Genomic DNA, 11,299 nt, shown 5'->3' with positions numbered 1-11,299 from the left:
CCGGGCGCGCGCCGGGCCTGGCGCCCGAACGTGCGCGCGTACCCGATCGACCGCGCCGAGGACGTTCTCCCGGTCGCGCGACTGTTCGACTGGGCCGACGCGCAGGGCGGCGGGCTCGATCCGGAATTCGGTCCCGGGTGGCTGCTGTCGACGGCGATGCTGGACGACGGCGGTTCGGTCGTCTCCCTCACCTGTTCGCACGCACTGGCCGACGGGCGCGCGCTGGTGCTCGCGGTGGACGACGCGCTGGGCGGCGCCCGGGTGCGTCCGGCGGATCTGTCCGCGCGGGAATCGGATTGGGCCGACGCCCGGCGCCAGTGGTCGATCGTCCTGCGCGGCACCGCGGCCGCGCTGCGGCACGGGATACCGCGGCGACCCGCCGTGCCGCGCCGGGACGAGCCGCCGCGCCGGGCGGGCAACGCGACGCACAGCGCGGTCCTGCAATGCCCGGCCGCCGAGTGGGACCGCGTGGCGGCGCGCGACGGCGGCACGGCGAACAGCCTGTTCATCCACCTTGTCGCGACCGTGCTCTGGGACAGCGGATTTCCCGGCGACACGATCGAAGCCAGCCTGCCCGTCGACACCCGCGACGAACCCCGGGTCGACAACGACCTCGCCATGACGCGCATCGCGATCACCCCCGCCGACACCCCGGCGACGATCCGCGCACTGGCCCGTTCCGCCTACGCGCACCGCATGTCCGCACCGAGCGGCATGCCCGAAGAACTCCTCCAGGTGATTCCGGACCGCTGGGCCTACGCGCTGTCCGAGGGCGCGGGCGAACGGGACATCCTGTGCTCCAACATCGGAACGCTCCCCGCCTCGCTGCTCCGACTCGGCCCGCACCGCTGCACCGGCGTCGCTGCCCGCGCCATCCATCCCGGCCTGGCCGCCGCGCGACTGCCCCGCACCCGCCTCTCGGGCTACCTCTGCCGAATCGGCGACGACTATGTGCTGAGCCTGGTCGGCCTGGACCCGGCGCGGATCGCGTCGGACGCGTTGCGTGAGCTGGCGCTGCGCGCGGCGAACTGCGCGGGCTTGCACGCCGACGCGTGGTGATTCCCGCGGGCTGACGCGCCGAGCCGCGGTCATCCGCACGGGCGCGCCCGCCGAGCCGCAGGCATCTCCACGGGCGCACCCGGCTCGCGGGTCTCCGCGGCGAATTCGACGACACGCGCAATATTTCGGCGAACAGCGGAGAGTTTCGGCGACCTGGTATGAAATCGGATGGTTTCGCTCGCCGGTCACCGACGGTTCGCGCGAATGCCGCCGACGACCGCGATCGGTCGGGTCGGCCGACTCGCCGTGTCGGTGTGATCACCGCCGTCGGCCGCACCGCCCGATAAAGTCTGCGGCGTAGGCCGACTGGGGGCCGCGACGACCCATTTGCCGTGCAGGCCTTTCGCGCATGAAGTTCCGATTCCATCGATACTCGACTGGAGCATGATGAACCGAAAGCATTCGCGTACTCTCGCCGCGATCGTAGCGGTGGTTGTGGCCGCCACCGGCGCTTTCGCTGTCTCCGATTCCGTGGCGGGCGCCGCGCCAGGAGAGATCAATTCCGGTGGCCTGCATCTGATCGCGTCGGCGAACGCCAACAATGTCGTGCCCGCGGGCGGTGATATCCCGCCGGCAGTTCCCTTCGTGCACGCGGTGAAGGTGTCAGGAGACTTCTCGGTATCTCTCGACGGCCCTTCGGCGCTGCGCGAAGGGGAAATCGCCATCGGATATCTGGTCGGCTGCGCGGTCGACATCTCCAACGGCATCTCGATCGGTATCTCGCCGAGCGTCGGTGTCGACTTCGGGATCGCGCCCTCCTTCGGCCTGGAGGGCTCCCTCACCTGGGATGCGCCCTCCGTGGAGATGAACATGATGCCCGATCAGAAGATGATGATGCCCTCCCTGCAACTGACCGCGCCGCCGAGCGTCAGCGTCGGCGCCGCCGTCGGCATCCAGCCCAGCTTCGACATCGAGGCGGGAGTCGCCGTCGAACTCGCGGTGAATCTGGCCCCCGGTTCGGTCACGGCGGCGGTGATCGGCGCGGCCGAAATCGACGGGGATTCCGAATTCCCTTACACCTTCGCACACACCAATACCCCGTTGAATATCAGCGGCTGCCTTTCACCGGCCTCGGCCATGCCGTTTGTCACCGTACGGGCCGATTCGAAAAGGGCCTCGGCGCAAACGACGGGTTACGGCGCAGCGTTCTGGTTCTGACCGGCGCACCGCACCGAGCGTCCAGCAGCGCGCGGCCCCCAGCCGAATGCAAAAGGTGAGTGGCCGTGCGAGCTACGCGCCGGATCAGCCGGCCGCGCGCTCCAGGACATCCGAGGGAACCCGAACGCCGGGGTCCAGGTCCGTGGAGTCGATCGGGGTGTCCCAGGTCTGGCGCAGCGGGAGGACACCCGCCCACACGCCCCCGTTGTCGATGTCCGACGGGTCGTCCTTCGGGCCGCCGCTCCGGACCTTCACCGAGGCCTCGGTGAGGTCGAAGGCGAGCACTTTCGTGGCGGCGAGTTCCTTCTTGCTCGGGGGTCGCACGCGAGACCACGCGCCGGGCGCCGCGTGGTCGACGATCACGCGCAGCCCGTGCAGGCGCTCGTCGTGATCGGTCACCTCGCGAGCCCGTCCGAGCACGACCGCGGAGCGGTAGTTCATCGAGAAATGCATAGCCGAACGCGCGTAGACCACGCCGTCGACCAGGGTCACCGCCACCGAGATGTCGGCGGCGACGGCCGCGCGCATGTTTCCCGCGCCGGTCGAGCCGTGTAGATAGAGCGTGTCGCCGTCGCGGCCGTAGGCGGTCGGCAGCACGACCGGCGTGCCGTCGAGCAGCACGCCGAGGTGGCAGATCAGCCCGGCGTCGAGCACCGCGTCCAAGTCGGCGCGATCGGTCCTGGCGCGGTCGGTCAACCGGGTCGGCGTGCTGCGCGGCGTGGGCGAGAGCGGCGTGCGTGGGGCGGCTGTTTCGGTCATGGACTCAGCATCGGGCCGCGAATGGCATCATGAAAGTGCCACTTCGAATGATTTTCAGCAGTCCACTTCGAGGAGCAGAACGGTGCTGGAGGACCTTCCCCTCGATCTCGACCGCGACCAGGCGCAGCCGCTGTCGGTGCAGATCGCCGAACAACTGCGCCGCGCCGCGACCGGCGGACCGCTGCGCGGCGGCGATCGGCTGCCGTCCACCCGCGCGCTGGCCGGGCGGCTCGGCGTCAGCCGGACCGTGGTCGCCGCCGCCTACGACCAATTGCACGCCGAAGGCTGGATCAGCGGCAGGCGCGGCTCCGGCACCTACCTGACGACCGCACCGGCCGCCGCGCCCGCGCGCACCGATTCCGTCCACGACCCGGCCGTCGCGCCGCGGCTGTTCGATCTCGCCCCGGGAGCGCCGTGCGTCGACGCGATCGACCCGGCCGCGTGGCGACGGGCCTGGCGCGCCGCCGCGGATCACGACCCGCTCGTGCGCAAGGACCGCGCGGGCGAGCCGGAGTTCCGCACGGCGGTCACCGAGCATCTGCTGCGCCACCGCGGGATCGGCGCCGGCAGCGACACCGTGCTGCTCGCCACCGCCGGGACCAGCTCCGCCGTGAGCGAATTGGCCGCGGCGCTGCTGCGGCCGGGCGATGCCGTCGCCATGGAGGATCCGGGCTATCAGCGCGCCGCGGGGGCCTTCGCGGCGGCAGGCCTCGAGGTCGTCCCGGTCCCCGTGGACGCGCACGGCCTGCGCGTCGACCTGCTGCCCGCCCGGATCAAGGCGGTGTATTGCACTCCGGCGCATCAATTTCCGCTCGGTGCGCGGATGCCCGCGGCGCGGCGGGTCGAGCTCGTCGAGCACGCGCGCGCGGCCGGGATCTTCGTCATCGAAGACGACTACGACGGCGAATTGCGTTACGACACCGCGCCGCTGCCGCTGCTGGCCACCATAGCTCCCGACGTGGTCGTCCACCTGGGTACGATGAGCAAGATCCTGTCCCCCAGCCTCGGTGTCGGCTGGTTGCTCGCCACTCCGGAGATCGCCGGAGCGGTGCTCGCCCACCGGGAGCGCACCGGCACCGGTCCGAGCCCCGCGGGCCAGCGCGTGCTGGTCGCCTTCGCCGCGCACGGCGATCTGGCCAGGCACCTGCGCAGGCTGCGCCGCGCGCTGCCACCGCGCCGGGCACTGGTGGTGACCGCGTTGCGCCGCCGCGGCGTCGGCGTGCTCGGCGACGACGCGGGCTCGCACGTCGTCGTGCCGGTGCAGTCGGCCGAGGCCGAGCGCCGCGTGATCGCCGCGGGGCAGGCGCGTGGCGTCGCGCTCGACGGCCTGTCCAGGTATTACCTCGGAGCCCGCCGTGATCACTTCGGCGTCGCGCTCGGTTACACGGCGCTGCCCTTGCCCCAGCTCACCGCGGCCGCACCGATCGCCGCGGAATGCCTCGCCCGGCCGTAGCATGGTCCGCATGAGCGAACAGGACGTCTTGGGGCGTATCAAGGAACTGGTCGACCAGGAGCACCAGCTGCGCTCGCAGGCCACTCGCGGCGAATTGGACCCGAAGACCGAGCGCCAGCGCTTGGCCGAACTCGAAGTGATGCTCGATCAGGCCTGGGACCTGCTCCGCCATCGCCGGGCGCGGATCGAGCAGGGCGAGTCTCCCGACGGGGTCCGGCCGAATACGGTCTCGCAGGTCGAGGGCTACCTGCAGTAGGCGCGGCGATGTCGAGCACAGCGACCGACTACGACGTCATCGTGATCGGTGGCGGCCCCGCGGGTGAGAACGCCGCCGCCTACGCCGTCGCGGGCAGCGACCGCACGGCCGCCATCGTGGAGCGGGAACTCGTCGGCGGCGAATGCTCCTACTGGGCCTGCGTTCCGAGTAAAGCGCTGTTGCGGCCGGGTCATGTCCTGGCGGCCGCGCGGGCGATGCCGGGCGTCTCGGCCACCGGCCTGGACGTCGAGGCGGTGCTGCGGCGGCGCGACGCCTTCGTGCACGACCATGACGATTCCAGCCAGGTCGACTGGGCGCGGAGCAACCGCATCGACGTCGTGCGCGGCACCGGCCGCCTGACCGGCGCGCGCACGGTCGAGGTCGCCGGGCGGCAGTTGCGCGCCCGGCATGCCGTGGTGCTGGCCACCGGCACCATCGCGAACGTGCCCGACGTGCCCGGCCTGCGCGCCGCGCTGCCGTGGACCTCCCGCGACGTCACCAACCTGCACGAGGTGCCGCGCCGGGTCGCCGTCGTGGGCGGCGGCGTGGTGGCCGCGGAGGCGGCCACCTGGCTGGCCGCGCTCGGCGCCGAGGTCACCCTGCTGGTGCGCGGCTCGGCGCTGCTGGCCGCGGCCGAGCCGTTCGCGCGCGATCTGGTCGCGGGGGCGCTGTCCGACGCCGGGGTGCGGGTGCGGTTCGGCACCCAGCCCGCCGGCGTCGAGCGCCCGGCCTCGAAGGACACCGGTGAAGGGTGGATCCACGGCGGTCCGGCCACGGTCCGGTTGCGCGGTCCCGAAGGCGAGTCGGCGCTCGAGGTGGACGAGATCGTGGTGGCGGCCGGGCGCGCACCCGCCACCGAAGGCTTGGGCCTGGACGCGGTGGGGCTGCCCGATGGATACGTCGCGGTGGACGACCACCTCACCGCCCGCGAGGTCGACGGCGAGTGGCTGTATGTGGTGGGCGACCTCAACCACCGTGCCGCGCTCACGCATATGGGCAAATACCAGGGCCGGGTGTGCGGCGACGTGATCGCCGCACGGGCAGAGAGCAGACCGCTGGACGATCCGCGATTCGTCGCGAGCTCCGATCACGGCAAGGTGCCGCAGGTGGTGTTCACCGCGCCGGAGGTCGCCTCCGTCGGCTTGACCGAAGCCGCGGCCCGCGACGCCGGGCACGCGGTCGAGACCGTCGAACTGGACATCGCGGTGGCCGGATCGGCGCTGTCGCGCGACGACTACGCCGGTCACGCCAAGCTGGTGATCGACGGCGCCACCGACACGCTGCTCGGGGCCACCTTCGTCGGCCCCGAGGTGGGCGAACAATTGCACGCGGCGACGATCGCGGTGGTCGGCCGGGTGCCGCTGTCCACCCTCTGGCACGCCGTGCCTGCCTTCCCCGCGGTGAGCGAGTTCTGGCTGCGCCTGTTGGAGGCGCGGCGCCCGTAGCTACCATTTGCAGATGGTGGCAACAACGGATATCGCGACCGCCGACGGAATCGTCCGCGGCCGCCGGGGCCGCCGCGTACTGCGCTGGCGGTCCATTCCCTACGCGGCTCCTCCGATCGGGGACCTGCGATTTCGCGCTCCGCAGCCGGTCGAACCGTGGTCCGGCGTCCGGGCGGCGACGGAATTCACCTCCGCGGCGATGCAGCACCGTTCCGGGGCGCGGATCGGGCCGCGCGCCTACCAGGTGACCAGCGAGGACGCGCTGACACTGAATGTCACCGCGCCCGCGACGCGGGCGGCGGGCCCGCGTCCGGTGCTGGTCTTCATCCACGGCGGCGGCTACCTCATCGGCACCTCCGCGCTCGGGCTGTATTCCGGCGCGCGGCTGGCGCTGCGCGGCGACGTGGTAGTGGTCTCGCTGAACTACCGGTTGGGCGCGTTCGGCTATGTCGACTTCAGCGAATTCGGCACCGCGGAGCATCCCTTCGACTCGAACCTCGGATTGCGTGATCAGCTCGCCGCGCTGGAGTGGGTGCGCACCAATATCGCGGCCTTCGGCGGCGACCCCGGCAACGTGACGATCTTCGGCGAATCGGCCGGCGCGCACGCCGTGCTCGGTCTGCTGGCCACCCCGGCGGCCAAGGGATTGTTCCATCGGGCCATTTCGCAGAGCCCGCCCGCCGACTGGGCGATCACTCCCGAGGAGTCCCGCGGCTTCGCGCGCCGCTGTGTCGCCGCGCTGGGCGCCACGCCCGACACCGCGCACACCGTGCTGCGCACCGCAGGTGCCAACGACATCCGCCGCGCCGTCGATCGCACCATCGGCGCGGTGGTGCGGGAACAACCGGGCGCATTTCCGGTGTGTCCGGTGGTGGACGGCGAGTTCCTGCCCCTGTCCCCGGTCGACGCGATCGCCGAGGGCTCCGCGCACCAGGTGCCGCTGATCATCGGCACGAACCGGGACGAGGGCACGCTCTTCGCCCGGTTCGCCGACGAACTGCCCACCACCGCCGAGCGGCTGCGCACCGCGCTCGGGCGCGACGCCGAGGCCGAATCCCGGATCGCGGCGGCGTATTCCGGTTATCCCCAGCCGAAGGCCGCGATCCAGGCGGGCGGCGACTACACCTTCTGGCGTCCTTCGCTGACCGTCATGGAAGGGCACAGCAGGTACGCGCCGACCTATGCCTACCGCTACGACTTCGCCCCGCGCGCCCTGCACCTGGCCGGGCTCGGCGCCACGCACGCGACCGACCTCATCGCGGTCTTCGGCATCGGCGACACTCCGGTCGGCCGGGCCTTCACCGCCGCGGGCGGGCGGCGCGGACTGCGGGCGGTCACCCATCAGTTCCAGGACAACTGGCTGGCTTTCGCCCGCACCGGAGCTCCGCTGCCGTCCTGGCCCGCGTACACGGAGGCCCGCAGGTCGACGTTGATCATCGACTACCCCACGCGTGTGGAACACGACCCGGACCGGGCGAAACGACTCGCATGGCAGGGCGTGCGGGTCCCCACGCTGACCTGAGCCGGGCCACTACTTCAGCAGGCGCGACATCCGCCGGTCCGCGAGGATCTTGCCGCCGGTCTGACAGGTGGGGCAGTACTGGAAGGACCGCTCGGAGTAGGAGACCTCGCGGACGGTGTCGCCGCAGACCGGGCACGGCTGCCCGGTCCTGGCGTGCACGCGCATGCCGGAACGCTTCTCGCCTTTGAGGCGGGCGGCGTCCTGGCCGACCGATCGCCGCACCGCGTCGGTGAGCACCGCGCGCATGGCGGTGTAGAGCTCGGCCACCTTGTCGGCGGGCAGGGTCTTCGTGTTCGCGAACGGCGATATCCGCGCGGCGTGCAGGATCTCGTCGGAGTAGGCGTTGCCGACACCGGCCAACAGCGCCTGGTCCACGATCGCGGTCTTGATCCGCTGCGAGGTGCCGTGCAGGATGTCGGCGAACTGGGCCTCGGTCACCTCCAGCGCGTCGGGGCCGAGCCGGGCGATGCCGGGCACCGCCTTCGGGTCCGCCACGACGTACGCCGCGAGCCGCTTCTTCGTGCCCGCTTCGGTCAGGTCGAAGGCGGGCGTCGCTCCTTCGGGGGTGAAGAAATGCACCCGCAGCGCCAGCGGACTCTTGCCGCCCGGCTTGGGCGGCGTCGGGCTCGGTTCGTCGATCCAGCGCAGCCATCCACCGCGCGACAGGTGGGTGACGAGCCACAGCCCGTCGCACTCCATCCCGAGAAATTTGCCCCAGCGCCCCGCGCCGGTGACGTCGCGACCGGACAGCGCGGTGATCGGCGGCTCGAACGTCTTGACGGCGCTGAGGGCGGCCACGTCGACGCGGCCGACTACGGCGCCGACCGCATGCTCCCGGAGGAACTGAGCCAACGCCTCCACTTCCGGTAGCTCTGGCACGCGGTCCAGACTACCGAGCCGCACCGACAATCCGCCGGTTCTCGCGCGGGCAGCTCACCCGCCGCGACGCAGCAAGTAGATGTCCATGATCCAGCCCTTGCGCTCGCGCAGCTCGGCGCGGCGCCGGACGATCTCGTCCCGCACCGCGGGCAGCGGTCCCTCGATCAGGGTCTCGTCCGGCATACCGAGGTAGGCGCCCCACCAGATGTGCACATCCGCGTCCGGAATCGCGGTGAACGAGCAGTCGCCGTCCAGCATCACCAGCGCGTTCTCGGCGCCGAGGCCCTCCTCGCGCAGGCGGCGACCCGTGGTGATGCGCACCGGTTCACCGATGCCGTGCAGCACGACGCGATGCCGCGCGGCCAGCGCCTGCGCGCTGGTGATACCGGGAATCACCTCGTAGTCGAAGCGCACCACGCCGCGGGCGAGCACCCGCTCGACCATCCGCAGCGTGCTGTCGTAGAGCGCGGGATCACCCCAGACCAGGATGCCGCCGACGCCGTCGGACGCGGCGAACGCCGATTCCAGCAGCGCCGACCGGCGATCGTGCCAGTCGTCGACCACGTCCAGGTAGTCGGCGGGCGTCCGGTCGCGCGGCGGATCGGCGATCGGGACGATCCGGTAGGTCCGGTCGGTGTGCGCGTCCAGGATCGCCGTCCGCACGTCGACCAGTTCCCGCTTCGCCTCGCCCTTACCGATCACGAAGAACGTCTCGACCTGCCGCATCGCCTTGATCGCCTGCACGGTGACCTGGTCGGGATCACCGGCACCGATGCCGATCACGTAGAGCTTGCGCATGGGCCCGAGCTTGCCAGGCGGGCGGAGGACCCCGGTCGCCAGGCGCGGCCGAGGACGCGCCCGATCGGCTCGCCGCGCGCGCGACGGCGAAGACTAGAGTTGCCGAACGTGGCTCACGACGCGCTCGATCCGGCTTCCGCCCCCGACACCCAGTACGAGGACCTGCTGCGGCTGGTGCTGGCGTCCGGCTCGAAGAAGGCCGACCGCACCGGCACCGGAACGCGCAGCATCTTCGGCCACCAGTTGCGCTACGACCTCGCGGCGGGCTTCCCGCTGGTCACCACGAAGAAGGTGCATCTGAAGTCGATCGTCTACGAGTTGCTGTGGTTCCTGCGCGGCGACTCCAACGTCGGCTGGCTGCGCGACCACGGCGTCTCCATCTGGGACGAATGGGCCGACGCCGACGGCGAGCTCGGCCCGGTCTACGGCGTGCAGTGGCGGTCGTGGCCGACCCCCGACGGCACCCACGTCGACCAGATCGCCCAGGTGCTGCAAACCCTGCGCACCGACCCGGATTCCCGGCGCATCATCGTCTCGGCGTGGAACGTCGCCGACCTGGACAAGATGGCGCTGGCGCCCTGCCACGCGTTCTTCCAGTTCCACGTCGCCGAGGGCAAGCTGTCCTGCCAGCTCTACCAGCGCAGCGCCGACCTGTTCCTCGGCGTGCCGTTCAACATCGCCAGCTACGCGCTGCTGACCCACATGGTCGCCCAGCAGACCGAGCTGGCTCCCGGCGACTTCATCTGGACCGGCGGGGACTGCCACATCTACGACAACCACCTCGACCAGGTCACCGAGCAGCTCGGCCGCGATCCACGCCCGTTCCCCACGCTGCGGCTGCATCCCGCCCCGACGCTGTTCGACTACCGCTACGAGGACGTGGAAGTAGTCGGCTACGACCCTCATCCGGCCATCAAGGCCCCGGTGGCGGTGTGAGCGAAAGCCGCACGATCGGGCTCATCTGGGCACAGACCCTGGACGGGGTGATCGGGTTCCGCAACACCATTCCCTGGCGGCTGCCCGAGGACATGGCGCACTTCAAGGACGTGACCTGGGGTCATCCCGTGGTGATGGGCCGCCGGACCTGGGACTCGCTGCCGCCGCGGTTCCGGCCGCTGGCCGGTCGGCGCAACATCGTGGTGACCAGGCAGCCCGACTGGTCGGCCGAAGGCGCCGAGCGCATGTCGTCGGTGCCCGAGGCGCTGGCCGCCTGCGCCCCGGACGCGGTGTGGGTCGCGGGCGGCGGTGAGATCTACCGCGCCGCGCTGGAGTTCGCGACCGACCTGCGCGTCACCGAGATCGACACCGTGGTCGAGGGCGACGCTTTCGCGCCGTCGATCGGACCGGAGTGGCGGCCCGACGTTCCGGAGCCTTGGCGCACCTCGGCCACCGGTCTGCGCTTCCGCATCCGGCACTACACCCGGCAGCGGCCCGCCTAGCGGAGAACCCGGTGGGCGCCACGCCGCGTGCGGCCCTGAACGCCGACGTCAGGACCGGGGCCGGTGAAACCCGGCCCGCTCCGCGGCCGACTCGGGCATACTCCTCGATATGCGGCGGGCGGACGCGTGTCCGGCCGAACGCCTCGAGCCGTTGCCACCAGCCCGGCATCGGCTGTGGTGATCTGCGAAAGGCGGTCCATGGAAAAGAAATCGCTGACTGCGGTAGCGCGCCAGCAACTGAAGCTGGCGACCATCGCCACGAGCGGGCGCAGTTCCCAGACACTCTATGGCGGCCATGCGCATTCGCTGCGCCAGACGGTGGTCGGCCTGAAGGCCGGGCACAGCTTAGCCGAGCACGACAATGCGGGCGAAGCCACCTTGCTGGTGCTCAGCGGCACCCTGGTTCTGCTCAGCGGCGCCAACGAATGGAAAGGCTCGGAAGGCGATCTGATCGTGGTGCCCAAGGCGCGCCACAGCGTGAAGGCGATCGATGACGTCGCGTTCCTGCTGACCGTAGCGATGTAGCCACCC

Annotated in this window: 12 protein-coding genes; 9 read left to right on the top strand and 3 right to left on the bottom strand. The window is 71.3% G+C overall.

All coding sequences use genetic code 11. From position 1 onward, the window contains the following. A partial coding sequence (locus tag NG1_RS37635) for a hypothetical protein (RefSeq protein WP_084499324.1) occupies positions 1-1,059 on the top strand: 1,059 nt, incomplete at its 5' end. Positions 1,060-1,443: 384 nt separating this feature from the next. Beyond that, entirely contained in the window at positions 1,444-2,217 is a 774-nt protein-coding gene (locus NG1_RS30885) for an MspA family porin (RefSeq protein WP_062976725.1), read from the top strand. 84 nt (positions 2,218-2,301) lie between these two features. On the opposite strand, the gene NG1_RS30880 is transcribed toward NG1_RS30885, so the two are convergent. After that, entirely contained in the window at positions 2,302-2,976 is a 675-nt protein-coding gene (locus NG1_RS30880; protein ID WP_062976723.1) for a pyridoxamine 5'-phosphate oxidase family protein, read from the bottom strand. Between the two features lie 82 nt (positions 2,977-3,058). Between NG1_RS30880 and pdxR the strand changes: the two genes are divergently transcribed. From pdxR to NG1_RS30860, 4 genes are read left to right on the top strand one after another with little or no spacing between them, the layout of a single operon-like run. After that, positions 3,059-4,429, top strand: a complete 1,371-nt coding sequence (gene pdxR, locus NG1_RS30875; protein ID WP_062976721.1) for a MocR-like pyridoxine biosynthesis transcription factor PdxR — start codon at positions 3,059-3,061, stop codon at positions 4,427-4,429. A gap of 10 nt (positions 4,430-4,439) precedes the next feature. Further along, entirely contained in the window at positions 4,440-4,685 is a 246-nt protein-coding gene (locus NG1_RS30870; RefSeq protein ID WP_040870021.1) for a DUF2630 family protein, read from the top strand. Between the two features lie 8 nt (positions 4,686-4,693). Then, positions 4,694-6,130, top strand: a complete 1,437-nt coding sequence (locus tag NG1_RS30865; protein ID WP_062976719.1) for a dihydrolipoyl dehydrogenase family protein — start codon at positions 4,694-4,696, stop codon at positions 6,128-6,130. A gap of 13 nt (positions 6,131-6,143) precedes the next feature. Next, positions 6,144-7,652 carry a carboxylesterase/lipase family protein gene (locus NG1_RS30860; RefSeq protein ID WP_062976717.1) on the top strand — a complete coding sequence of 503 codons (1,509 nt, stop codon included), beginning with the start codon at positions 6,144-6,146 and terminating at the stop codon, positions 7,650-7,652. 9 nt (positions 7,653-7,661) lie between these two features. Here the strand turns inward: NG1_RS30860 and NG1_RS30855 are convergent, their stop codons facing one another. Together NG1_RS30855 and cobF are read right to left on the bottom strand one after the other, a co-directional pair. After that, complete coding sequence (locus tag NG1_RS30855) at positions 7,662-8,531, bottom strand: Fpg/Nei family DNA glycosylase (protein WP_062976715.1); 870 nt, start codon at positions 8,529-8,531, stop codon at positions 7,662-7,664. Between the two features lie 54 nt (positions 8,532-8,585). After that, a complete protein-coding gene (gene cobF, locus NG1_RS30850; protein ID WP_062976713.1) occupies positions 8,586-9,329 on the bottom strand; it encodes a precorrin-6A synthase (deacetylating) in 744 nt (247 codons plus the stop codon). A gap of 108 nt (positions 9,330-9,437) precedes the next feature. On the opposite strand from cobF, the gene NG1_RS30845 reads away from it, so the two are divergent. The 3 genes from NG1_RS30845 to NG1_RS30835 all read left to right on the top strand — a co-directional run bounded on the left by NG1_RS30845 (position 9,438) and on the right by NG1_RS30835 (position 11,293). After that, entirely contained in the window at positions 9,438-10,265 is an 828-nt protein-coding gene (locus NG1_RS30845) for a thymidylate synthase (protein WP_062976734.1), read from the top strand. Then, positions 10,262-10,768, top strand: a complete 507-nt coding sequence (locus NG1_RS30840; RefSeq protein ID WP_062976711.1) for a dihydrofolate reductase — start codon at positions 10,262-10,264, stop codon at positions 10,766-10,768. Before NG1_RS30845 ends, NG1_RS30840 begins: the two co-directional genes overlap by 4 nt. Before the next feature lie 198 nt (positions 10,769-10,966). Then, positions 10,967-11,293, top strand: coding sequence for a cupin domain-containing protein (locus NG1_RS30835; protein ID WP_062976709.1), 327 nt, complete (start codon positions 10,967-10,969; stop codon positions 11,291-11,293). Positions 11,294-11,299 lie beyond the last annotated feature (6 nt).

This window comes from Nocardia gamkensis NBRC 108242, assembly GCF_001612985.1.
GTDB classification, from domain to species: domain Bacteria; phylum Actinomycetota; class Actinomycetes; order Mycobacteriales; family Mycobacteriaceae; genus Nocardia; species Nocardia gamkensis.
Note: the sequence above shows the minus strand (reverse complement) of the source record. Positions and strands in the feature narration are given on the sequence as shown.